Annotated in this window: 25 protein-coding genes; 5 read left to right on the forward strand and 20 right to left on the reverse strand. The window is 42.9% G+C overall.

The features are described 5' to 3' along the window. Positions 1-46: 46 nt before the first annotated feature. Together BSR11_RS00265 and mlc are read right to left on the reverse strand one after the other, a co-directional pair. Positions 47-988, reverse strand: a complete 942-nt coding sequence (locus BSR11_RS00265) for a chemotaxis protein CheV (RefSeq protein WP_072668529.1) — start codon at positions 986-988, stop codon at positions 47-49. 126 nt (positions 989-1114) lie between these two features. After that, positions 1115-2332: a sugar metabolism global transcriptional regulator Mlc gene (gene mlc / locus BSR11_RS00270; RefSeq protein ID WP_072668530.1), complete on the reverse strand. Its 1218-nt coding sequence runs from the start codon at positions 2330-2332 to the stop codon at positions 1115-1117. 273 nt (positions 2333-2605) lie between these two features. On the opposite strand from mlc, the gene pyk reads away from it, so the two are divergent. Next, positions 2606-4051, forward strand: a complete 1446-nt coding sequence (gene pyk, locus BSR11_RS00275) for a pyruvate kinase (RefSeq protein ID WP_072668531.1) — start codon at positions 2606-2608, stop codon at positions 4049-4051. Between the two features lie 90 nt (positions 4052-4141). Here pyk and BSR11_RS00280 read toward each other — a convergent pair whose 3' ends face one another. Next, positions 4142-5332, reverse strand: a complete 1191-nt coding sequence (locus BSR11_RS00280) for a patatin-like phospholipase family protein (RefSeq protein ID WP_072668532.1) — start codon at positions 5330-5332, stop codon at positions 4142-4144. 18 nt (positions 5333-5350) lie between these two features. Then, positions 5351-5440: a cytochrome bd-I oxidase subunit CydH gene (gene cydH / locus BSR11_RS17000; protein WP_110167917.1), complete on the reverse strand. Its 90-nt coding sequence runs from the start codon at positions 5438-5440 to the stop codon at positions 5351-5353. A gap of 229 nt (positions 5441-5669) precedes the next feature. Between cydH and BSR11_RS00285 the strand changes: the two genes are divergently transcribed. From BSR11_RS00285 to BSR11_RS17005, 3 genes are all read left to right on the forward strand, one after another. Beyond that, on the forward strand, positions 5670-6272 hold the full coding sequence (locus BSR11_RS00285) for a hypothetical protein (protein WP_072668533.1): 603 nt from the start codon (positions 5670-5672) through the stop codon (positions 6270-6272). Between the two features lie 630 nt (positions 6273-6902). Continuing rightward, a complete protein-coding gene (locus BSR11_RS00290; RefSeq protein WP_072668534.1) occupies positions 6903-8363 on the forward strand; it encodes a sodium-dependent transporter in 1461 nt (486 codons plus the stop codon). Continuing rightward, complete coding sequence (locus tag BSR11_RS17005; RefSeq protein WP_110167920.1) at positions 8363-8464, forward strand: MetS family NSS transporter small subunit; 102 nt, start codon at positions 8363-8365, stop codon at positions 8462-8464. The genes BSR11_RS00290 and BSR11_RS17005 overlap by 1 nt, the downstream gene beginning before the upstream one ends. Before the next feature lie 51 nt (positions 8465-8515). Here the strand turns inward: BSR11_RS17005 and BSR11_RS00295 are convergent, their stop codons facing one another. The 15 genes from BSR11_RS00295 to yceD all read right to left on the reverse strand — a co-directional run bounded on the left by BSR11_RS00295 (position 8516) and on the right by yceD (position 21656). Beyond that, the gene (locus BSR11_RS00295) at positions 8516-8920 is read right to left on the reverse strand and encodes a hypothetical protein (protein WP_072668535.1); all 405 of its coding nucleotides are present in this window, start codon (positions 8918-8920) and stop codon (positions 8516-8518) included. 325 nt (positions 8921-9245) lie between these two features. Beyond that, positions 9246-10676 carry a PTS glucose transporter subunit IIBC gene (gene ptsG, locus BSR11_RS00300; RefSeq protein ID WP_072668536.1) on the reverse strand — a complete coding sequence of 477 codons (1431 nt, stop codon included), beginning with the start codon at positions 10674-10676 and terminating at the stop codon, positions 9246-9248. A 444-nt stretch (positions 10677-11120) separates the two neighbouring features. After that, positions 11121-11888 (reverse strand): TatD family hydrolase, encoded by a 768-nt coding sequence (locus tag BSR11_RS00305; protein ID WP_072668537.1) that lies wholly within the window; start codon positions 11886-11888, stop codon positions 11121-11123. Beyond that, positions 11879-12844, reverse strand: a complete 966-nt coding sequence (gene holB, locus BSR11_RS00310; RefSeq protein WP_072668538.1) for a DNA polymerase III subunit delta' — start codon at positions 12842-12844, stop codon at positions 11879-11881. Before holB ends, BSR11_RS00305 begins: the two co-directional genes overlap by 10 nt. 2 nt (positions 12845-12846) lie before the next feature. Next, positions 12847-13482, reverse strand: coding sequence for a dTMP kinase (gene tmk, locus BSR11_RS00315; RefSeq protein ID WP_072668539.1), 636 nt, complete (start codon positions 13480-13482; stop codon positions 12847-12849). Then, complete coding sequence (mltG, locus tag BSR11_RS00320) at positions 13479-14498, reverse strand: endolytic transglycosylase MltG (RefSeq protein ID WP_072668540.1); 1020 nt, start codon at positions 14496-14498, stop codon at positions 13479-13481. Before mltG ends, tmk begins: the two co-directional genes overlap by 4 nt. Next, a complete protein-coding gene (gene pabC / locus BSR11_RS00325; RefSeq protein ID WP_072668541.1) occupies positions 14495-15298 on the reverse strand; it encodes an aminodeoxychorismate lyase in 804 nt (267 codons plus the stop codon). The genes mltG and pabC overlap by 4 nt, the downstream gene beginning before the upstream one ends. 78 nt (positions 15299-15376) lie before the next feature. Further along, a complete protein-coding gene (gene fabF, locus BSR11_RS00330; RefSeq protein ID WP_072668943.1) occupies positions 15377-16621 on the reverse strand; it encodes a beta-ketoacyl-ACP synthase II in 1245 nt (414 codons plus the stop codon). 87 nt (positions 16622-16708) lie between these two features. Next, complete coding sequence (acpP, locus tag BSR11_RS00335; protein ID WP_000065130.1) at positions 16709-16945, reverse strand: acyl carrier protein; 237 nt, start codon at positions 16943-16945, stop codon at positions 16709-16711. Between the two features lie 233 nt (positions 16946-17178). Continuing rightward, positions 17179-17913, reverse strand: coding sequence for a 3-oxoacyl-ACP reductase FabG (fabG, locus tag BSR11_RS00340; RefSeq protein WP_072668944.1), 735 nt, complete (start codon positions 17911-17913; stop codon positions 17179-17181). Positions 17914-17939: 26 nt separating this feature from the next. Continuing rightward, positions 17940-18863, reverse strand: a complete 924-nt coding sequence (gene fabD / locus BSR11_RS00345) for an ACP S-malonyltransferase (protein WP_072668542.1) — start codon at positions 18861-18863, stop codon at positions 17940-17942. Positions 18864-18935: 72 nt separating this feature from the next. Then, a complete protein-coding gene (locus BSR11_RS00350) occupies positions 18936-19886 on the reverse strand; it encodes a beta-ketoacyl-ACP synthase III (protein ID WP_072668543.1) in 951 nt (316 codons plus the stop codon). Positions 19887-19891: 5 nt separating this feature from the next. Next, positions 19892-20917 carry a phosphate acyltransferase PlsX gene (gene plsX / locus BSR11_RS00355; protein WP_072668544.1) on the reverse strand — a complete coding sequence of 342 codons (1026 nt, stop codon included), beginning with the start codon at positions 20915-20917 and terminating at the stop codon, positions 19892-19894. A gap of 9 nt (positions 20918-20926) precedes the next feature. Then, positions 20927-21097: a 50S ribosomal protein L32 gene (gene rpmF / locus BSR11_RS00360; RefSeq protein ID WP_072668545.1), complete on the reverse strand. Its 171-nt coding sequence runs from the start codon at positions 21095-21097 to the stop codon at positions 20927-20929. A 31-nt stretch (positions 21098-21128) separates the two neighbouring features. Then, on the reverse strand, positions 21129-21656 hold the full coding sequence (gene yceD / locus BSR11_RS00365) for a 23S rRNA accumulation protein YceD (RefSeq protein ID WP_072668546.1): 528 nt from the start codon (positions 21654-21656) through the stop codon (positions 21129-21131). A gap of 217 nt (positions 21657-21873) precedes the next feature. Between yceD and BSR11_RS00370 the strand changes: the two genes are divergently transcribed. Beyond that, the gene (locus BSR11_RS00370; protein ID WP_072668547.1) at positions 21874-22455 is read left to right on the forward strand and encodes a Maf family protein; all 582 of its coding nucleotides are present in this window, start codon (positions 21874-21876) and stop codon (positions 22453-22455) included. A gap of 53 nt (positions 22456-22508) precedes the next feature. Here BSR11_RS00370 and rluC read toward each other — a convergent pair whose 3' ends face one another. Further along, positions 22509-23456 carry a 23S rRNA pseudouridine(955/2504/2580) synthase RluC gene (rluC, locus tag BSR11_RS00375; protein WP_072668945.1) on the reverse strand — a complete coding sequence of 316 codons (948 nt, stop codon included), beginning with the start codon at positions 23454-23456 and terminating at the stop codon, positions 22509-22511. Positions 23457-23914: the final 458 nt, after the last annotated feature.

Here is a 23914-nt window from a genome sequence, read left to right on the forward strand (position 1 = left end):
CGAGGTCAAGGACGGGGTTTTCAGTCATTAATGAATTATGCGCTGATTATAAGGTATCACGTAAGCGATCTTGTACCGCTTGCACCAGTAAATCAGGCTGGAATTTGGAGATAAATTTATCACAGCCGACTTTTTGTACCATGGCTTCATTAAAGCTGCCACTGAGTGACGTATTTAAGGTAATGTACAAACTTGCCATTCTCGGATCGTTACGCACTTCATAAGTGAGCTTATAACCATCCATTTCTGGCATTTCTGCATCGGTGATCATCATCAACAGCTCTTGATTGATATCTTTACCTTCATCACACCATGATTTCAGTAGCTTCAATGCTTCTAAGCCATCCCAACACTCGATTATGTTTAATCCAAGCTGAGATAACGTATCTTTAATCTGCTTACGGGCAGTGGAAGAGTCGTCAACAATCAAAATGTTACGCCCAACCATTTCACCTAATATGTCATGATCTAACACATGTTCAGAAATCGATACATCATAGTCGATGATTTCAGCGAGCACTTTTTCTACGTCAATCACTTCGACGATATGAGTTTGATTTTGCTCTTTAATATGCGTTATCGCCGTCAGGTAGTTGGAACGGCCTACCGATTTGGGTGGGGGCTGAATTTCTGTCCACGCCGTATTAATAATATTGCGTACCTGACCAACCAAAAAACCCTGCACCGTACGGTTGTATTCGGTAATGATTAAGTTGTGCTCTTGATTGTCCAGCTTGGTTTCAGGAAAACCAATCGCTCGACGAAGATCAATGATCGGGACAGCGACACCTCGTAAAGAGGCGACCCCCATAATATTCGGATGAGAGCCGGGCATTTTAGTCGTTGGCGGCACCTTGATCACTTCACGTACCTTAAATACGTTGATCGCAAAAATCTGTCGACTATTTAGACTAAACAGCAACAGTTCTAGGCGGTTCTCTCCCACCAAATTGGTACGCTGATCGACCGTATTTAAGATACTCGACATAGAAAATCCCGCTAATAGAAAAGCACCATCGTTTACAGTATATACCTAAATTTCTGTGAGGCACTTGGGTAGATCATTAATTTAGGCGAACAATGTAAACTGTCGTGCAAAAAAAACGAAGAAAAATTATCCTTCAACCACTTTCATTAATAATAAACCATCGTAGAGCGCTTGCTTGATTAATGCGGCTCCTGGCATTGTGGCTTGTTTATAAAAGCGAGATTCAACCAACTGTAAATGTTGGTGATAAGCAGGAAGACTGTGCTCTTCAATACAGCGCTGAATTGCCGGGTATAACACCGTTTTTGCTTGATTCATTACCCCACCAATCAGTACTTTGTCAGGGTTAAATAAATTGATCACTATTGCAATGGCTGCGCCTAAATAACGTCCGAGTTGCTCAATCACTTCCACCGCGAGCGGATCACCATTAGCCGCTGCTAAACAGATGTCTTCAATCGAAATGTTCTCTTGTCCAGATAATGAAGACGCTTCTCCTTGAGCAATTCGTAACGACACCTGATCACGAATCGCTTGTGAACTGGCTACCGTTTCAAGACAGCCAATATTGCCGCAATGACAACGTTTACCTTGAGGATCAATTTGAATATGACCAAGCTCACCAATATTACCATAGCGGCCTTGTAATACCCGACCATCAACGATAATCCCGGCCCCTAATCCGTGATGAATAGAAATCAATATCGAATTATCAACATCTTGCGAGTGACCAAATAGTTTTTCGGCTAACGCCCAAGCTCGAGTATCGTTAGCGACAAACACTGGTAATCCAGTCGCTTTATAAATTTCTGGGCCTAGCGCCAAGTTTTTCACATTATAATGCGGCATTTGTAATACCATGCCTTGCTGTGAATTGACTAACCCCGGCAGAGTAATCGCAATACTGGTCACTCGGTCCAATTGGGCGGCGTAAGTTTGAAAAAACTCTTCTATTTCAAATAATAACCGTGCTAACACATCATCTTGATCGATTTCATGAATATCAATTTTGGTGTCAATCAATACCTCACCACCCAACTCATGCAACGCAATCGTCAGATAGCCTCGGCCTAAACGCATGGAAAGAAATTGCCAGCCTTGATTATTGGTTTGCAGACCAACGGCAGGTCTGCCACGACTGATCGCTTCTTGAACGGTCGTTTCATGGATCAAATGGGCATCAATTAATTCGCGAGTAATTTTAGTAATACTTGCCGGAGCTAATTCACTCTCTTTAGAAAGGTCAATGCGCGATATAGGGCCTTTTTGATCTATCAATTTATATACACGACCAGCATTGACCTGTTTAATATGATCAATATGGCCTGGTTGAGCCATATACATGGTGCACTCCAGATTTCAATAACCTGCCAATTTTTTTACTTTGCGAACTAATTGTGAAGCAACTTGATGTATAGCCGTGACAGCCATCACGCATATAAATTTGAGTTTGTGTTTTTAACCCCAAAACAGCCAATTTCGCTCTCAGGATAGCTAAGATGAGGGTTAGATCGATAAATTATCATTTTTTTTCTAAACCCTCTATTTTTATAGACTTAGGTCTATACTGAGATCCAAGAGGTTGCGATTATCGACTGGATTTTCAAGGAGAAAAGTATGACCGCCGCATTAAGAAGAACAAAAATTGTCGCTACATTAGGTCCATCGACAGATCAAGGAAACGTGTTAGAAACGATTATTCGTTGTGGTGTAAATGTGGTCAGAATGAACTTCTCCCATGGTTCAGGGGACGATCATCGATTACGAGCAGAAAAAGTTCGCGAAATTGCGCGGCGATTAGGTCGACATGTGGCGATCTTAGGTGACTTACAAGGTCCTAAAATTCGAGTATCGACCTTCAAAGAAGGCAAAGTTTTTCTCAATGAAGGCGATAGTTTCATTTTAGATGCCGAGCTCGGACTCGGTGAAGGCACGCTGCACGCCGTCGGCATTGATTACAAAGCTTTGCCAAATGACGTTGTCGCAGAAGACATTTTATTACTCGACGATGGCAGAGTTCAGTTGCAAGTCACTGCTGTAGAAGGAAGTAAAATTCACACTACAGTGCTTATCGGCGGACCATTATCCAATAATAAAGGCATTAACAAAAAAGGCGGTGGCCTTTCTGCTGAAGCCTTAACAGAAAAAGATAAGCGAGATATTATACTGGCGGCAGACATTGGTGTGGATTATTTAGCGATCTCTTTTCCACGCAATGGAAAAGATATGGATTATGCTCGTCGTTTAGCTCGCGAAGCCGGACTGAATGCCAGATTGGTGGCCAAAGTTGAGCGCGCAGAGACCGTCTCTTGTGATGAAAATATCGATGATATTATTCGCGCCTCTGACGTCATCATGGTTGCACGAGGCGATCTTGGAGTAGAAATTGGCGATCCAGAATTAATCGCGGTGCAAAAGAAACTGATTCGTCGTTCTAAAGAGCTCAATCGCATCGTCATTACAGCCACACAGATGATGGAATCGATGATAACCAACCCGATGCCAACTCGGGCAGAAGTGATGGACGTAGCAAACGCAGTACTCGATGGCACTGATGCGGTCATGCTTTCAGGGGAAACAGCCGCAGGTAAATACCCAGTAGAGACCGTCAAAGCAATGGCCGAAGTCTGTGTCGGCGCAGAAAAAATGATCGAAGCGAGCCAACAAAATTATCGTATCGATCGCGCTTTCCAAACCGAAGAAGAAACCATCGCCATGTCAACCATCTATGCAGCCAATCACCTTGAGGGAGTCACAGCGATGGTTACATTAACCGAGTCAGGGCGAACAGCGCTAATGACCTCACGTCTTAACTCGATATTACCTATCTTCGCCATGTCTCGTAATGAGCATGCTCTGAACCGCTGCGCCCTCTATCGAGGAGTCACTCCATTCTATTTTGATAGCAATCACGGTCAGGGAGCAGAAGTTGCTCAGGCGGCTCTACAAGCCCTAAAAGACAAAAAACTCCTCGAATTTGGCGATCTGGTGATCATTACTCAAGGCGATATTATGGATGTGGAAGGAACCACCAACTGCATGCGTATCTTGCCAGTATTTTAATTGCAGAGGTAGGCACAAACCGTGCCTACCTTCTAGTCAAATGATTTAATCTTTCAAGAACGAGAAAAACGGCGATAAATCACCATTCTCCTATTGATCGCCATAAAAAGGATCAATAACTGGCGGATTAGCTCGCTGAATGGCAAGCTGCTTAGCCTGCTCATAAGTTTCAATAAAACGATAACCAGCTTGTAGCCCTAACTCATAGTCATAGAGCAATGCTCCCTGACTACTGAGTAAAGAGCTTGATTTCAGTGGTTCACTTGGCACAATTTGTAAAATAAACGCATCATCTGGCGGGGTATGAAGAAAGTCACTGGTTAATGAATAGGTTTGATAATGAACCATTAACATATCGGCAAGACCCGCATCGAATTTATTGCCTAATAAATGACTTAACCGATAAATATTGTCAGCCCCAAACAGCCAGCGTCCTCCATTTAACACATCGAGATGCTTTTGCTCTTTCTTGATCTCTTGTGCTTTGGCGAGTTGTTGCTGCAGGAAACCATTCCAATCTTGTCTCCATTGCAGTATTTTATTTTGCCAATGTTGCTGAATATGGTTTACCGATTCACGTAACCACTTAACTTGAGAATCAGACTCTTGCTCTACCAAAGCGTTTTGCTGATCTTCTTCCTCTAACGTTTCCGTCCGGATGACGGTGATAAATCGCGCTTCTTGACGCCAAGCTTGCTGAACGGGGATAGACGCTGACACCCCACCATCAATATAGCAATGTTGACCTAATGAAACTTCTTGAGTGTATAAACCCGGAATTGCGCAGGTCGCGATAAGGACTTCTCGCCAATCATTATCCAGCATCGGAAAATAAGCATCGGTTAATGACTGAGCCTCCGTCACCGCAGCAAAGGCCTTTCGCTGGCCCAATACATGCCGCCCCATGTCCAAATCTAAACGGTAAGGATAATCACTGATTTTATCGAGCGCCCAGTCTAAATTCATATACTGTTTGCGTCGGATATAACTGAATAAATGAAAAAACTGAGGATCGGTCGTGAGTTCGAGAATGAAAGCTTTACCTAAACCGTGTTGACGACATAGATAAGAACAAAGATTTAATGCGCCCGCTGACGTGCCATAAAATTCATCAAACGGGTCAAAATTAGACAACATAAAAGCATCTAACACCCCTGCGGTAAAAATCCCCCGCTGCCCTCCACCTTGGGCAACTAAACTATTTTTACCAGTCAGAAACTTCGAGAGCCGAACAGTGTCGACTCTCGATTCTAGCCCTGAGACTGTTCCACTGTTCACCATAAGCAGAACCTCTAGCTTTTAATTAGCGATAGTAATTAAACCATAGCCGATAAGAACAGCAAAGATTGCTGCGGTAATCATTAATGCGTGTTTAAGATCGCGTTCCATACACCTCTCCTTGAGAATCACTGAATGACAACATAAGCATACACTAATCCTTTATACTGTCGTTTTTTACCACACAAATATCAAGTGATTATCACATTTATCTTCACTAGCGAGGGAGAGTAAAGCTTTTATTCTCGATGACTAAAGTAACGATAGTATTCACTCACTCTCCTATCCTATCCTATCCTATCCTATAGTAGGATAGGCAGTTATGCAGAAGGAGTATTACATGCGACTTAATGGATTCCCGCTCTACCGTTCGTTTATACCATCTCTCCTATTGAGCTTACTCGCCTTCCCGGTAAAAAGTGAACTGTATGTGACGCCTTATTTTGGCTATACGTTGGGTGGCAAAGTGGAGGATTTTCAACAACGTCAATACGACATCAAACCATCGGAAAATATTGCATTAGCCATCGAAACCCCCTTTCAAACTGGACGCATCGGTTTTTTCTATAGCCATCAATCATCACAAGTTGAACAAATCGATAATCAAGCCACCATGCATTATCTGCACTTCCAAAGTAGTATTTATTACCCTTTAGAATCTAAAAGCTCTGCATTTATTGGCGTTGGGCTAGGTGGCTCATACGTTGATGTTGACTGGGTTAATAAAAAATATGGTTTCTCGTCTAGCGTGTTTGCCGGTATAGACTATAAGATTGCCTCTAACCTCACCATTACATCGCATTTTCGATGGCTTGGCACTATGGTTGACAACGATACCAGTGCTATTTGTCAGCTTGAACAAAATAGCGGTTGTTTGATTGGTTTTCACTCCAACTGGATGAATCAATTTGCTTTTAATCTAGGGCTCAGCTTACGTTTTTAAGCTGTTCATCGCTGATTAGTATGGAAATGGCTTTATCGTCTCCCTGATTGCGAATCATAGATATCAAGCCGTTTATCTCAAACCAAATTTAACCTTGCAAGATCAACCGCAGCTAGAAGCACTGACCACTAACTGCTGTTTTTTTGGTCAAGCACTCTGTTGTTAAATACAGTTTTATCAATGGACAATGACTTTTAATAGAGTGGATTGATTCAGTTAACGACGAAAAACACAAATATACCCCTATATTTTTGTATAAATAACTTGGATGCCGCTATCTATCACTGACAACAAACCGTTTACATTGTATTGCCATTTTTAAAAGTTCTCTGTAGTCTCTCAATTAATGCGCAGCTGATTATTTCAGATTACGCAAACACACATCGACAACAACAGAATAATATTCCAATAAATAACCATATAGACCACAGGTAAATCTACGTTTTTACACATTCACGGATGATGGAACAATATTTTAACAATTAGACCTATACTCATACGATGATCTTTTCGTCAGTCGACTCTGGCAAAAGTGAGCGGTAACGGGAAGGCTTGCTTCCACATCTCAATGAATGAGTAAACAAGGTCTAATGAGGCTTCATACCTCAGGGAATGATTAAGGAGAAATAAATGAAGCGAGAACAATGGGGATCCCGTACAGGATTCATTTTAGCCGCCGTAGGTTCTGCGATTGGCCTAGGTAACATTTGGCGTTTCCCCTACATGGCTTATGAGAATGGAGGGGGCGCTTTTTTCATCCCTTATCTATTTGCTATGTTAACGGCAGGCATTCCTTTTATGATCCTCGAATTCAGTATGGGCCAAAAACATCGCGGATCTGCACCAACAACTCTCGCCAAAATTAATACAAAATTTGAATGGCTTGGTTGGTTTCAAGTGGGTATCGCAGCAACCATTGGGGTGTACTATGTGGCTGTGATTGGCTGGGCAATTTCCTACTTCGGCATGTCATTTACCCAAAGTTGGGGAACGGATACCAATAGCTTTTTCTTTAGCGAATACCTAGGTCTTGGTGATAACTCGCCGACTAACCTTGGATCGATTCAGTGGAAAATTGCTTTTACGATGGCGATTGCTTGGGCTATTACTTATGCAGCTATTGTCGGCGGAGTGAAATCTGGTATTGAGCGTGCTTCCAAAATCATGATGCCGGTATTGTTCATCATGGTACTACTCCTAATTGCACGTATGATTTTCTTACCTGGTGCATTAGATGGCGTCAACTATATGTTCGAGCCAGATTTTAGTAAAATTTGGGATGTTAAAGTCTGGGCTGCCGCTTATGGGCAAATCTTCTTTACCCTCAGCATTGGCTTTGCGATTATGCTAGCCTATTCCAGCTATCTACCACAGAAATCTGATATCACCAATAATGCTTTTATGACCGTCTTGATCAACTGCGGTTTTTCCATTCTCGCCGGTATCATGATTTTCTCAGTTCTTGGTTACATGGCTCAAGAACAAGGCAAACCGCTGACTGAAGTTGTTTCTGCTGGCGTTGGTTTAGCTTTTGTCACTATTCCTGCTGCCATCAACTTACTACCGATCCCTTACATTTTAGGTCCACTATTTTTCTTAGCCTTAGTCGTTGCTGGACTGAGCTCACACATCTCTATCTTAGAAGCCGTCACCTCCGCGGTGATTGACAAACTTGGTTGGAGCCGTAAGAAAGCAGCCAATATTGTAATCGGTTCAGGATTTATTATTTCTATGGCATTTGCGACTAATGGCGGCTTACTGCTACTCGATTTAGTCGATCACTTTGCGAACAATGTCGGCATTATGGCGAGTTGCCTAGTTGAACTCATTCTCATGACTTGGTTGCTGAAAATTTCCGACGTGCGTAAATATGTTAACTCCATTTCTGATTTTACGATTGGAGTATGGTTCGACATTTGTTTGCGCTTCGTTTCCCCTGTCGTGTTGGCAATCATTGTCGTAACTAAATTACGTGCACTACTTACTGAAGGGTATGGTGGCTATAATTTAACTTTAGGTTGGACGATTATTATCGCATTGCTGGTGATGGGTGCCATCGTGAACTTAACGAATCGTAAGGAAGCAAACTAATGACTACTGGTGCTATTATTATGATGATTATCGGTCTTGGGCTCACTTGGGGCGGTGCAGCCATCTGCATTAAAAAAGCTATGGCGAAACAAGAAGAATAATCTCCTCTTAATAAGGCCACGAGCAGCTAATCTGCTGTGGCCTTATCGATTTTAGAAGCGATAAGTGATCCCTAACGCCGCACCCAATTGCAAATTGACACCTGAATGAAGGTTTAACTCTGGATGAACTTGACCATAGACATCAATATTACTGTTAATTGGCCAGTTAACCCCTAATGGTACGCGCGCACCAAAATCACCATCCCACTCACCCCAAGCACCAATTCCAACGTACCAATCCAAAGGAACGTCAGCTCGGTCAAAATTGCCACGTCGCATCAAATAATCAAAAGCGGCACCTTCATTACCAAGAATAAAACGATATTGCTCATCAACCTCAATGACTGCACTCAACTGTTGATCTACGGCCATACCCACTTTTAAACTCGGCTCTTGTTGAGCATAAACACTTACTGGTACGCTGAATAACATCGCCACTGCAGCTATTTTTTTCATAAGTCACTTATCCTATATCGTCTGGTATTTACTCAAATTTCTAAGATTGAGAAATAAACTCCCAAATGATGTCCAATTGCAGCAAAGTCGGCTCCGCCAGAAGAAAGAATAAACATGACACGAATAATCCAACCAAGTGCAAAATAAAATCAAAGGAAATAACGGCAGTCTAACGAGGAGTGTACTGATCAATGTCAGCAAAGAGGTAAAGATAGGTTAAGATAGAGTATAGGTAGAGGTTAAAACATCATTGATAATGGGCACTTTCAGCAGACCGATAAAAAGGAGACCGAAGTCTCCTTATTTATAGGGGAAAGAATGAGAATTAACCGTGGTTACGAATCCACTCATCCATGTCTGTTCTCAAGTTATCTGACTTGGTACCAAAGATAGCTTGTACACCACCAGATACGACAACAACGCCAGCTGCACCCAGTTGTTTTAGTTTCGCTTGATCAACCAATTCGGTATCCGCTACAGACACACGTAGGCGAGTGATACAAGCATCTAGGTTAGTGATGTTTTCTTTACCACCAAATGCCGCAACTAACTCACCGGCTAACTCTGTTCCTGTTGAGGTATTCGCATCAACAGATTCATCTTCACGACCCGGTGTTTTTAGGTTCAAAGTACGAATAACAAACGTAAATACCACATAGTAAAGTACAGCGTAAGCGATACCTAAACCTACCAGTAGTAACATATTTTCCGCACGAGGAGACTGAACAACAAAGTCAATAAACCCGTTAGAGAACGTATGACCATGCACAACGCCTAACGAGTTAGTTAGGACATACGCTAAACCAGCAAGTACCGCGTGGATTGCATAAAGTACAGGAGCAATGAATAGGAAAGAGAATTCAATTGGCTCAGTAATACCAGTTAGGAAAGAAGTTAATGCTGCAGAAGCCATGATACCCATGATTTTTGCACGGTTTTCAGGTTTAGCACAATGCGCGATGGCAAAGGCTGCAGCAGGAAGACCAAACATTTTAAACAGGTAACCACCCGCTAACTGACCGAAACCATTACCCGCTTCGCGAGTCACATCATTCGCAGTCAAGAAACAAGTCATAATGCCCGTTGCAGGTTGGCCTGAGTTAGTAACGCATGAACCCGCTTCGTAGAAGAATGGTACGTTCCAGATATGATGCAAACCAAATGGAATCAATGAGCGTTCAACAATACCGTAGATACCAAATGCGGTTACTGGGTTTTGGTGTGCTGCCCAATCAGAGAAAGAAGCAATAACGCCACCGATTGGAGGCCAGATTACTGATAAAATAATACCCAAGGCAATCGATAAGAAGCCAGTAATGATTGGTACTGCACGTTTACCGGCAAAAAAGCCCAGATATTCTGGTAGCTGAATTTTATAAAAGCGATTGAACGACCAAGCGGCAACACCACCCGCAAGAATACCGCCAAGTACGCCTGTTTCGATGCCATCAACCCCCATCACCTCAGCCATAACATTCAAGGTAGCAACCATGATGCCATAACCAACAATAGCAGAAAGTCCTGATACACCATCGTTATTGGTAAAACCTAAGGCCACACCAACGGCAAACAAAAGTGCCATTTGACCAAATACCGAGCCACCGGCTTGCTCCATCAAATGCGAGACGACTTCTGGCAGCCAACTAAAGTTTGCCGCCCCAACACCAAGCAAAATACCTGCAACGGGTAAGACTGATACTGGTAGCATCAGTGCTTTACCTACTTTTTGCAGGTTAGCAAAAGCGTTCTTTAACATGTTTATGCTCCTGATTAAGTTATTAGAATTTTTCGGGTTCCAACGGCACACCCCCGTAGCCTAAATGTTAGCACCCAATGAAAATGTAACCACAAATGTATTATATTTTCCGCCTCTAAATATATCTTGATGCCCCTCAAACTTTCCAGTTCGTAAAGAAATTTAGTTTCAAAGTAATAGACAGATCACACAGCCATCACTTATCAACAAGGCAACAGAAGCATTCTATCCTATTGTTTATATTAATAATAATTTTCCATCAATTAATTTTACTTGGTAAATTAAATTGACAGGGTTGTTATTTTTAGTAACAAAATTACCAATTACTGATTTTAGAACGAATATTCAACAAATTAAGTAAACAAGCCTAGTTTTTGATAGTAATTTGAAGTTAAGCACGTAAAACAACGATTTACGACACGTTATGCCCACAAAATTTGATTTTCATCGCAAAAAAAGATCTTGGAAATTTTTGCTGGTTTTTTCTGCAACTTCGCCTAAAGAAAGCCCTTTAAGTTGAGCAATATAAGCTGCGACCTCAACCACATAGGCTGGTTGATTCTCTTTACCTCGATGGGGTACTGGCGCTAAATAAGGTGAATCGGTTTCAATTAGCAGTTTCTCTAATGGCAATTCCTTAACCACCGCTTTGAGTTCTGTCGCTTGGCGAAACGTAACAATCCCAGAGATCGAAATATAGAAACCCATCTCCATTGCGGCCTGCGCAAAAGCCCAATCTTCAGTAAAACAGTGTATAACCCCACCACAACGATCAGCATGATGCGCTTTTAGTATAGCTAAAGTATCTTCTCGTGCTTGACGAGTATGAATAATCAATGGCTTATTAAGTTCAACGGCAGTATCAATATGCTGAATAAAACGCTGTTGTTGTAACGCCAGCGTTTCTGGTTGATAGTGATAATCGAGCCCAGTTTCCCCAATCGCCACCACTTTAGGGTGACGAGCATAAGTGTGAAAACGCTCTAGATCAAAATCACTTTGCACGTCGAGAGGATGAACCCCGCAAGAAGCATGGATATTATCGAAGGGAGTAATCATTGCTAACATATTGGGAAATGAGTCTAACGTCACCCCCACAGAAAGTAACTGTGTCACTTTAGCCCGTTCGGCTTTAGCAAGAACATCGCTGATATCTTGGTGTAAATCTTGATAGTTCAGTTTATCAAGATGGCAATGTGAATCTACAAACATGTTTCCTCATTAAATTTAAATAACCAATCAGCAATTAAAAGTTCACTATTTAACCCACTAAATCCCTGTAATTGATTGATCAACTGCGCCAATGAATCCGTTTGTTGTTGTAATAAAGACAAAGAACGAGCTTGAGCAAGCCACTGACTTTGCGGAGTAAAATAAGGCTGCCATACGCCAAAAGCGGTTTTCTGAGCATCGGTTAAGAGATACCAAAGCCAACGTAATCCACGAAGAGGCTGACCACTGATCGTTTTAGCGCAATGTAATAATGCCGATATATCACCTTGCAAGGCCTGAACAAATTGTTGTTCTATCGCCAAATAATCATTGAGTTGACCTTGTAAAATAAACTCACGCGTAAGCAAGGGAGCATTACCATGAAGATGAGCAGCAAACGCTGGGATCGCTTGTTGGCACTGCTCGGTTAACCACGGCATAACAGCTTGTGGCTTCGGCTCAGGAATAATAATCGGTTGGCAACGGCTGACGATTGTCGCCAATAAACGACTAACTTGATGAGTCAGTAAAACAAAAACACACTTTTCAGCAGGCTCTTCAAGCGTTTTCAGTAAAGCATTTGCTGCCGATTCATTCATTGCCTCAGCCGGTTCAATCACAATTAACCGGAAACCAGATAGCTGTGAAGACTCTTGTGCTAACCGATTCGCTCCACGAATTTGCTCAACCGTAATTGACTTACCTTCTTTTTCAGGTCGGATAGTATGATAATCAGGATGCGTTGCCGATGACATCAAATCACAACCATGACAAAAACCACAGGGCTCACTACGCTGCGTAGTACACATTAATGCCTGCGAAAATTTCTCAATTAATTGCTCTGCGCCTACTCCTTGTGGTGCATTGATTAACGTCGCTGAAGCAAAGCGTTGATGATCCATCTGTTGTTTCCAACGCCCCCATGCCTCATTTAACCAAGGATATACTGCGTTCATCATTAACCTTTATGTTGATTTAACCAGTTTAATAACGCTTGCTGAATATCTTGTGTCACCGCTTGTAAGGTTTGCTGCGCGTTAATAATCGTAACGGATGGATTGTCCTTAGCCAGCTCTAGATAACGCTGGCGAGTACGCTCAAAAAAACTCAAATCCATTCGCTCAATACGATCTAACTCCCCTCGTCCACGAGCTCGCTCTAACCCGACTCTTGGGTCGATATCTAAATATAAAGTAAAATCTGGCGCAAAATCCCCCAATGCTAACTGCTTAAGTTGCTGCATAGTAGCAAGATTAATCTGCCGTCCACCACCTTGATATGCTTGGGACGACATATCATGACGATCGCCTACCACCCAACATCCTGTTGCCAATGCAGGTTTAATGACATTTTCTACTAATTGCACTCGTGCAGCATACATTAACAACACTTCAGTCACATCTTGTAAAATTTCACCAGGATGCTCCTCTTTGACTAACGCACGCATCTTTTCAGCCAATGCGGTGCCACCAGGCTCACGAGTTTGGATAATGGAGCCAATGCCAAAAGCTTGCAGTGTATCGATAACAACTTGGATAGCCGTGCTTTTACCAGCCCCTTCCAACCCTTCTACTACGATAAATTTTGCGTTCATTGTCGACTTCTGATCACTTGTAAATAGGCGCGTACCGCGCGATTATGTTCGGCTAACGTTTTTGAAAATACGTGATCACCATGGCCACTGGCTACAAAATACAGATAATCACTTTGCTCGGGATTTAAAGCAGCCTTAATCGAAGCTGGGCCAGCCATCGCAATCGGCGTTGGAGGTAGTCCGTTGATCACGTAAGTATTATATTCTGTCGCTTCACGCAGATCGGCACGGCGAATCCGCCCCTGATAGCGATCACCCATACCATAAATAACCGTGGGATCCGTTTGCAAACGCATTCGCTTATTTAATCGATTAATAAACACCGAAGAGACTCGCTCACGCTCTGCATCAATCGCTGTTTCTTTTTCAATAATCGACGCTAAAATAAGTGCTTCGTAAGGCGTTTTCAATGGTAAATCTGGTTGACGATGTTCCCACTCTTGCTCTAATAGACGATTGAGTTTACGGTGCGCACGACGAAGGATATCAATATCCTTCTCTCCTTTAGTAAAATGGTAGGTTTCCGCTAAAAATAGACCTTCTAGCTTTGTATTCTCGATACCCAATAATTGAGCAATCTCCACCTCAGAATACTCAGTCATCGTTTGTTGTAAGTTAGGATTTTGCGCTAAACTAGCACGCCACTCTGAAAAACGGCTTCCCTCAACAAAAGTGATCGAAAACTGAAACTCTCGTCCAGAAACAAATAATGCTAAACCATCGCGTAACGAAAACCCTGGTTGTAATTGATAAGTTCCCGCTCGAATTGATGTTAATTCGGGGTACAGACGACGTAATAACTTAGTGGCTAAAGCATCCTCAACCAGCCAAGTTTGCTCCGTCATTAATGTCAATGCTCTATTTACACTCGCCCCACCATGAAGGGTGATCAACTGTGGCTCAGTGATCAACAAAGGCTGCGCGAGATAGTCATTGGTCTTTTTAACCGCATAAAAATAACTTGCAATAGTAAAAACAATGATGACTAAGATTAAGGCCAGTAATTTTTTAATCACGGATTAAAACTCTCCTGAAAATATCGTACATAGCGACCGATGGCGTACGGATGGTTAACAATACCAATAATCGGGGCGACCTCAATAATGGCATTAGAAATAAAAACTTCATCGGCAGCAATCAAATGCTCCATTGAAAACTGACCGATTTCTACGGTCAATCCGAATGATGTTGCCGATTGTAAAATCATCCGTCGAGCGACGCCTGCAACCCCGGCATTATCAAGACTCGGCGTATATAAAGTCTTCTTTTTTACCCAGAACAAGTTCGCCATCGTGGTTTCAACGATGTGATGATTAAGATCCAAACAAACCCCATCGGCATACCCTGCTCTATCCATTTCACCGCGCAGTAACACCTGTTCTAAGCGATTATTATGTTTATGACCAGCGAGTAACGGATTAAGGCCCATTCGCTGCTCACACACGCCTAACATAACCCCGTGACGTCGCCATTGATGGTAATGTGCAGGGAAGTCAAAACGGCTGAGGGTGATCTTCGCTGGATGCCGTTGACTGGGACTATAACCTCTTCCTCCATCACCACGACTAATATGCAGTTTTATTCCTGCTTGTTGCTCATCCTTGGCGATATGATTAAGTGCATCCTCAATGATTGACCAATCAGGAGATGGAATAGCCAAGCACTGTAAACATGCTTGTATACGCTCTTGGTGATAATCCCAGAGCTGAATTTTACCTTGTTTAATCAATAGGGTACTAAAACAACCGTCGCCATATTGAAAAGAGCGATCACTTGCGGTTATGAGCGGGTCATTCAATCCATGTTGTCTAATCATGCTTGCCTCCCTGAAAAAATAAACGGCCTAATGCAAAGCACCAAGCCGTTTAAACTCAAACTAAATCAGATAAACTAATTATACGCGTTTAAAAATCAATGAACCGTTAGTGCCACCGAAACCAAACGAGTTACATATAGCATAATCCATACCTGACACTTTACGCGCCGTATGAGGCACTAAGTCAATATCTAACCCTTCTTCAGGGTTATCAAGGTTAATCGTTGGTGGAACGATTTGATCAACCAAAGACATAATGGTAATGATTGCTTCAACAGAACCTGCTGCGCCGAGTAAGTGACCCGTCATTGATTTGGTTGAAGAAACCAATACTTGCTGACTACCTTCTTCACCTAATGCCCGTTTAATTCCTTTCACTTCAGCGACATCACCAGCCGGCGTTGACGTTCCGTGAGCATTAACATAACCGATTTGAGTACCAGTGACTCCAGCATCACGCATCGCAGCTTCCATCGCTAGAGCGCCACCAGAACCATCTTCACTTGGTGAGGTCATATGGTAAGCATCACCTGACATACCAAAACCAACCAGTTCAGCATAAATTTTAGCACCACGAGCTTTAGCGTGTTCATACTCTTCAAGCACAATGACACCAGCGCCATCACCCAAAACAAAACCATCACGGTCTTTATCCCAAGGACGTGACGCTTTTTGAGGTTCATCGTTACGAGTGGATAACGCTTTGGCAGCACCAAAACCAGCCATACCTAAAGGCGTAGACGCTTTTTCGGCACCACCAGCGACCATTGCATCGGCATCGCCATAAGCGATCATACGTGCCGCATGGCCAATGTTGTGCAAACCTGTGGTACAGGCAGTGGAAATCGCAATATTTGGGCCACGTAAACCACGCATGATAGAAAGGTTACCAGCAACCATATTAACGATGGTGGATGGAACAAAAAATGGGCTAACCTTACGTGGACCTTTTTCGAACAATGCCTGATGACCCGACTCAATTAACTCCAGACCACCAATTCCTGAACCAATGGCGACACCAACGCGTGGAGCATTAGCTGGGGTGATTTGCAGACCTGAGTCGTCTAAAGCTTGAATACCCGCTGCAATGCCATACTGAATAAAAAGATCCATTTTTCTGGCATCTTTTTTAGACATATACTCTTCGCAATTAAAGTCTTTGACTAGACCTGCGAAACGAGTTGAGAAATTTGTAGTATCAAAGTGCTCGATATTAACGATACCACTTTGACCAGCTAGCAGGGCTTTCCAAGAAGATTCTACAGTGTTGCCTACTGGTGACAACATACCCATGCCAGTGACAACGACACGACGCTTGGACACGATCATATTCTCCGGAATAGAAATGTTCTATGAGAGGGATAGATGACTAAAAAACTCAGGCGGCCAGAGGGCCGCCTGGGGAGAACATTACTGAGCGTTGCTGGTCACGTAATCAATCGCAGCTTGAACAGTAGTGATTTTCTCTGCTTCTTCATCAGGAATCTCAGTATCAAATTCCTCTTCAAGAGCCATAACTAATTCAACAGTGTCTAGAGAATCTGCACCTAGATCTTCAACGAAAGAAGATTCATTTTTTACTTCTGCTTCGTCTACACCTAGCTGTTCAACGATGATTTTCTTTACGCGTTCTTCAATGTTGCTCATGTTTTCTTTTCCTTTACAGATTTCGCCTAATGCGATGATTCCGTAGTTTATTCGAACTAGTGAAAGTTGCAAGGGGGACCTTGCTGGTCAAACCACAAATTTACCGATTTTAACCGAAATTCACACCATTTTTGACATAAATCATGCACAAATGTTGCGCACCTAAAAACCAACTGTTAAGAAAAGTCGGCACTTATTGACGACTTTTGCCTAACTTCTCCAAACACTTGGCATTAAACCATGTACATTCCGCCGTTGACGTGGAGAGTTTCACCCGTAATGTAAGCGGCTTCATTGGACGCCAAAAAAGCTACCGCAGAAGCGATTTCATGAGGTTCACCAAGACGACCAGCTGGAACTTGCGCTAGTGTAGCAGCACGTTGCTCATCATTCAGCGCTTTTGTCATATCTGTGGCGATAAAACCTGGTGCAACTGTGTTCACAGTCACACCACGGGATGCAACTTCACGTGCCATCGACTTGGTAAAGCCAATTACGCCCGCTTTTGCCGCAGCATAGTTGGTTTGCCCAGCATTACCCATGGTACCAACAACCGAACCAACATTAATGATTCGACCATGGCGTTTTTTCATCATGCCACGTAATACGGCTTTCGATAAGCGAAAAATTGATGTCAGGTTGGTATCTAAGATATCCATCCATTCTTCGTCTTTCATACGCATCAATAGGTTATCACGTGTAATACCCGCATTATTCACTAAAATGTCGATGCTGCCAAACTCTTCATTGATCGCTTTGAGTACTAAATCGATCGAAGCTGGGTCAGTCACATTCAGAGCAAACCCTTTCCCTTTATCACCCAGATAAGTACTGATGGCTTCTGCTCCACTATCGCTGGTTGCTGTTCCGATGACAGTAGCACCGCGCGCAACAAGCACTTCGGCGATTGAACGGCCAATCCCACGACTGGCTCCCGTGACTAGAGCGACTTTACCTTCAAGGCTCATGAATTCATTCATGTTTGATTCCTACTTTATTGCACAGCTTCGAGTGAAGCGCTATCGTTTACTGCTACCGCATCTAGTGTTTTTACAATGCGTTTAGTTAATCCAGTTAATACCTTACCTGGGCCAACTTCAATAAGTTTTTCAACCCCTTGCTCACTCATATTTTGTACCGCTTCCGTCCAACGTACCGGATTATAAAGCTGACGTACAAGAGCATCTTTAATTTTTGCAGGGTCCGTTTCTGCCATCACATCAACGTTATTAATCACTGGAATTGATGGGGTATTAAACTGCAGTCCCGCTAGAGCAATAGCTAATTTTTCTGCGGCAGGCTTCATTAATGCACAATGCGATGGTACTGAAACTGGTAGTGGTAATGCTCGCTTAGCACCCGCTTCTTTGCATAATACACCAGCGCGCTCAACAGCTTCTTTTTGTCCCGCAATCACGACTTGTCCCGGAGAGTTAAAGTTAACCGGAGACACAATTTGCCCTTGAGCAGCTTGTTGGCATGCTGTGGCAATCGCCTCATCATCAAGACCAATGATCGCATACATCGCACCGGTACCTGCAGGTACGGCTTCTTGCATTAGCCGACCACGTAATTCAACTAAACTGATCGCTTGCTGAAAATCAATCACACCGGAGCATACTAACGCAGAATACTCACCTAAACTGTGTCCCGCTAAAACTTCTGGTTGAGGTAAGTTCAGTGACTGCCAAACGCGCCAAATAGCGACTGATGCAGCCAGAATAGCGGGTTGCGTACGATGCGTTTGGTTAAGCTCTTCTGCTGGGCCTTGTTGTGTCAATGCCCATAGATCGTAACCCAAGACTTCTGAAGCTTGGCTAAACGTCTGTTTGACAACCTCGTGCTGCTCACCAAGCTCCGCAAGCATACCGACAGCTTGCGAACCTTGACCAGGGAATACAATAGCAAATTTGCTCATGTTTTTTCCTTAAAATAAAATGGACAAAGAGTCGAATGACTCCTCAACGTCAAATGAGTGATTCAAGAATAATCAGAACTTAACCAAAGCAGAGCCCCAAGTGAAGCCACCACCAAACGCTTCTAACAACAATAGCTGTCCACGTTGAATGCGCCCATCGCGCACGGCTTCATCTAATGCGGTTGGTACCGTTGCAGCTGAAGTATTACCGTGTCTATCTAAGGTCATGACAACTTGATCTAATGACATGGAAAGTTTCTTTGCAGTAGCAGAAATAATCCGATAATTGGCTTGATGCGGCACTAACCAATCTAATTGTGATTTATGCAAATTATTCGCTGCTAAGGTATCTTTAACTAATTTAGACAATTGAGTAACGGCAACTTTAAATACTTCGTTACCTGCCATGTGCAACCACTTATCAGCATTACCACCACGCTCAGGCACTTCAAGGCTGAGTAATTCACCAAACTCGCCATCTGCATAAATATGGGTAGATAAAATGCCCGGTTCCTGACTTGCACCAATCACCACGGCTCCAGCTGCATCACCAAATAAAATAATGGTCGAACGATCCGTTGGATCACACGTTTTCGAGAGTGCATCCGCACCAATTACCAATACTTTTTTACACATACCAGATTTAATGTGCTGATCAGCAACGGACAATGCATACACAAAACCAGAGCATGCTGCTGCTAAGTCAAAGGCCGGACAACCTTTAATTCCCAATTTCGCTTGAACCTGACATGCAGAAGAGGGAAAAGTATGACTGCCACTTGTCGTAGCAACGATGATCAGATCAATTTCATTTTTATCAATTTGTGCCATTTCGATGGCTTTTTCAGCAGCATAAAATGCCATATCGGCGACGGTTTCGTTATCAGCGGCAATTCGACGTTCACGAATCCCCGTCCGGGTCACAATCCATTCATCATTGGTGTCTACCATTTTCTCTAAATCTGCGTTAGTACGCACCTGAGATGGCAAGTAGCTGCCAGTACCTAAAATTTTGCTATACATGAAGACTAATAATGCCTCTCGAGTAAAACCGCTTCCAAACGATCGCTTATGCGGCTGGGGACTTGTCGTTTCACTTCATGAACCGCTTCACCTATCGCATTGACGACTGCGGATACATCGGCACTTCCATGACTTTTAATGACTATGCCGCGTAATCCTAACAAACTTGCGCCGTTATACTGGTCGGGGTTCAAGGTTTTTAATTCATAAAACAGCTCAGAAAACACTTTTCGAGCAATCCAACCCTTTATGGATGAGGCTAAAAAAAGATTTTTTAACTTATCAATAAAGAGTTGTGCTGTCCCTTCACAGGTTTTTAAACAAACATTACCGACAAATCCATCACACACCACAACGTCGGCGGCATCAATCAATAACTGATTCCCTTCAATATAGCCAATAAAATTCACGGCTTGAGTTTGCTTGAGCAACTGTGCACAACCTTTAACGAGATCATTGCCTTTTATCTCTTCTGCACCGATATTTAAAATTGCCACACGAGGTGAACGTTGTAAATGTTGCTCTGCTAACGCAGCCCCCATAACCGCAAATTGAAACAGTGAGTCTGCATCACTAGAGACATTTGCACCAAGATCTAATAACCACGTCTTTCCCCCTGATACCGTGGGTAAGGCCGTCACTAATGCTGGGCGTTCTATCCCCGGGAGAAGCTTTAAACGAAAACGGGACAGTGCCATCAACGCGCCGGTATTACCAGCACTGACACAAGCATCGGCCTGCTGCTGAGCAACCAGGTCGATAGCTAAACCCATCGAGCTATCGTGGCTATGGCGTAACGCTAATGAAGGTTTTTCTGAGTTAGCAATGACTCGGTCACTATGCACAATACTCAGACGAGAATTGGTTTGGTAACCTAGCAAAGATAATTGTTGAGTGATAGCGGTATGATCACCCACTAAAATCACTTTTAGCTCTGGGAAATGCGACAGTGCCTGCACGGCGGCAGGCACTGTTACGCGAGGACCGAAATCCCCGCCCATTGCATCAAGTGCAACGGTTAAATTTTGCAAAGGTCAACCTTACTTGTTGATAACCTTTTTGCCACGGTAGTAGCCTTCAGCGGTCACATTGTGACGTAGGTGAGTTTCACCTGAAGTTGCATCTACAGATAATGCAGCTGAAGTTAGCGCATCATGTGAACGACGCATGCCACGCTTAGAACGTGTTTTACGGTTTTGTTGTACGGCCATGGACCCTACTCCTATGTTAATGTTTAAAGATTTACTTCTTTAAACTTTTTAAAACATCGAATGGATTCGGCTTGTCTTCCAACAAGGCTTCTTCTGGAAGTTCACCAAATACCAAATTGTTTGATTGAACGCTACAATCCGCTTCATCATGCATCGCTACTTGGGGTAAACCAAGAATGAACTCGTCTTCAACTAACTGTATTAAATCAACTTCACCGTATTCGTTAGGATCTACCAAATCGTACTCATCCGGTGCATCTTGTTCACTTTTTTCACTATAATAAGGAGTGTAAGTGAACTGAACTTCACACTCATGTGCGAAGGTTTCATTACAGCGTTGACACTCTAAATCAACTTCGATGTTAGCTTTACCAGAGATAACAACCAGTTGCTGTTCATCCATCCCAAATGACAATGAGACTTGAGCGTCGCGTTTTACGCCATCGACTGACTCTTCTAAGCGTTTTAAAAGACTGGCTTGGATGATACCATCATAATCCAATCGTTTTTGAGCAGCTTTCGCAGGGTCAATCGTCCGCGGTATTTTTACCTTTTGCATAGGGCGCGAATATTATCTTCCAAAATTGTTTTAGTCAAAGAAAAAGGCAAAAAAGTTGCTATGCCTTATTTCGCTATTGGCTTAAGAAGCACGTTACGGTGTTATGCTAAACAGAAGATTAACCGTTCGTAATGTGTATCCTATCGCTCACTTTGCTTGAGACGATCGGCCAGTTTCCGGTATGCTATTCATACACTGGAGATAATTGTAAATCAAAATGCAAAATTACCAACTAGTTTTGGCTTCAACCTCACTTTATCGGCAACAATTGCTAGAAAAACTTGCGATCCCTTTTATTACGGCAACGCCTGATTGTGATGAAACACCTTTAACGGATGAAACACCTGAACAACTGGTGATGCGCTTAGCAACGAACAAAGCACGCTCTTGCCACTTATTAGCACCAAGCTTAGTGATTGGCTCTGATCAAGTATGCGTCATCAATGGTCAGATCATTGGTAAACCCTACAACCGAGAAACGGCAATTCATCAGCTATTGCAACAAAGTGGTCAAACCATCACTTTTTATACCGGTCTCGCATTACACAATACTCAAACCAAACAGACTCAAGTCACAATCGATACTTTTAAAGTACACTTTCGTTCGCTTACACCAGAGATGGTGGCTCGATACGTTGATAAAGAACAGCCTTTTTACTGTGCTGGTAGTTTTAAAAGCGAAGGACTTGGCATTGCTCTCTTTGAACGTTTGGAAGGTGATGACCCCAATTCATTAATCGGCTTGCCACTGATTAAGCTGATTCAACTCTTAGAGAAAGAACAGGTTAACGTCATTTAACGAACGAATGAATCTCATCAGTAAAAACTAAAAAGATTCATCCATAGCAATCATCAAGCTTGACGCATTTGTCCTAATGCCCGCTCTAACGAAGTCTCTAGTGGAGCACTGATGTCCATTTTATCCCCTGTTGCTGGATGGATAAATTGGATATTGGCGGCATGCAAAAATAGGCGATTTATAGCAAATTGACTCACATACGCGTCAAATCGGCGGTCACCATATCGGTCATCCCAAGCAATGGGGTGACCTGCGTATTGAGTATGCACACGTATTTGATGTGTTCGCCCCGTAATCGGACTGGCTTGAACTAGAGTCGCTTGCGCAAATTGTTCGAGCACTCTAAAACGAGTTTCTGATGGTTTACCATTAGGATTAACCCGAACAATACTATTAACTTCATTTTTAAGTAATGGTGCATTAACGACTTTAACCTCGCTCGGCCAGTGTCCCATCACTAACGCAAAATAGTATTTTTGTACCGTTTTCTCACGAAACTGTGCCTGTAAATGACGCAAAGCCGAACGCTTCTTAGCAACTAATAAGATGCCAGATGTGTCTCGGTCGATACGATGTACCAGCTCTAAAAAACGCGCTTGTGGACGCAAAGCTCGTAACGCTTCGATCGCACCAAACTTTAAACCGCTACCGCCATGCACTGCCGTCCCAGAAGGTTTGTTAAGAACCAAAAGATGGTCGTCTTCGTAAACGATACACGCTTCTAATTCAGCAACGCGATTCAGCTTCACACTCGGTGCGGCCTGCTCTGATTCATCCACCTCCATAGTTACGGGAGGAATGCGGATACTATCTCCTGCTGCCAGTTTATATTCAGCTTTAACGCGCTTTTTATTAACTCGCACCTCTCCCTTGCGCAAGATTCGATAAACCACGCTCTTAGGAATACTTTTTAATTGGTTACGCAGAAAGTTATCAATGCGTTGGCCAGCCATATCTTCGTCGATATCGACGAACTGGACTTGGGTTTTAATTTCGCTCATACCCGCCATTTTAACCTTAATTGACGGAAAATCATCTTTTTCTTCACAGAAAAACCACGTTTACAATGAATGCCGCCTCAAGCTGGTGAAAATAACAGCAAATCTTCGTTACACCTTGAAACACCTATGACAGACAATCAAAGAATCACAAAGTTATTGACGTTTTTCGTAACGCTGACCTAGTGAACTGTGATCTTTTTGTACAGACCGTTAAAAAAATAAGGAGTTTCTTACAATGCCGATTGCTGAGTTTCGCAGTCACTGCTATAGTTCACAGCTGCAAAGTATGAAAGGTTTGGCATGTTGTTTAACCTTTTATCCCGCGCAAAAATGTGAGTAGTTCTCTGACTATTGATGTGCAGCATATGGCGTAAGACACGATTGATAGCGGTTTTCTTGTTGTTCTACTCCTCGCCTTTTCATGTTGAGTATCTACCGCCACTGTGCGGTTCACAAGC

It is taken from the genome of Vibrio injensis, from assembly GCF_001895205.1.
Taxonomy (GTDB): Bacteria; Pseudomonadota; Gammaproteobacteria; order Enterobacterales; family Vibrionaceae; genus Vibrio; species Vibrio injensis.